Here is an 875-nt window from a genome sequence, read left to right as displayed (position 1 = left end):
CGGGTGTCATTTGGTTTGTCAATCACCAGGCGGAGACGCTGTTCGGCTACGACCGCGGTGACCTTGTCGGTCGGCCCATTCAGATGCTGTTGCCTGAGTATCTTCCGGAGGATCGTGGCGACCTTCCGAACGAAACCATCGCTGACCCCAAGAGCCGTCCCATGGTCCGTGGGCTGAGTGGCAGAAAGCACGACGGGAGTGAGGTGCCGGTCAGTATCAGCTTGTCTGCCCTTGATACGGGAGACGTCTTGATGATGATCACGGCAGAGTCCACGGTCAACGGACGCCCGCAAGCACTCGAGAATTCCCAGCTCTTGGCCGCGATCGTTGAAAATGCGAACGATGCCATCATCGCCAAAACCCTGGACGGTACCGTCACGAGCTGGAATCCAGCGGCCGCGAGGATGTATGGATACTCCAGCAAAGAGATGCTCGGCACGTCTATCGACCGGCTCAGCTCTGAGGGCCAGGTCGGTGAGAGCTTGTCCATCCTGGCGAGAATCAAAGGCGGCGAGAACGTTGACCATTTCGAGACCCTTCGCGTCCGAAAGGACGGGACGGTCTTCCCTGTTTCTTTGAACGTCTCGCCCATCCGTGACGCCGACGGCTCGGTTGTTGGCGCATCGACAATCGCTCGGGATGTCACTGCGGCGCGGCAGGCGTTTGAGGCGGCGCGGTCGATGATTGAGTCGAGTTTGGATTCGTTGGTGGCGATCAGTCCGGACGGGTTGATCACCGACGCGAATGAGGCGACGGTGCGGGCGACGGGTATTCCTCGGGTGGATTTGATTGGGACGGCGTTCTCGGATGTCTTTACGGAGCCGGAGAAGGCGGAGGCCATTTATCAGTTGGTGTTTGAGAAGGGGATGGCTGTT

Annotated in this window: 1 protein-coding gene and 1 pseudogene; both read left to right on the top strand. The window is 59.2% G+C overall.

The window, feature by feature from the left end:
• Window positions 1–8: 8 nt before the first annotated feature.
• Window positions 9–194 (top strand): annotated as a pseudogene (locus tag JF66_RS25485) (PAS domain-containing protein); the annotation flags it as partial.
• A 57-nt stretch (window positions 195–251) separates the two neighbouring features.
• Window positions 252–875 (top strand): PAS domain-containing protein (locus JF66_RS19740; RefSeq protein ID WP_231556525.1); only part of this gene is annotated, 624 nt, incomplete at its 3' end.

It is taken from the genome of Cryobacterium sp. MLB-32, assembly GCF_000738085.1.
Lineage (GTDB): Bacteria > Actinomycetota > Actinomycetes > Actinomycetales > Microbacteriaceae > Cryobacterium.
Note: the sequence above shows the minus strand (reverse complement) of the source record. Positions and strands in the feature narration are given on the sequence as shown.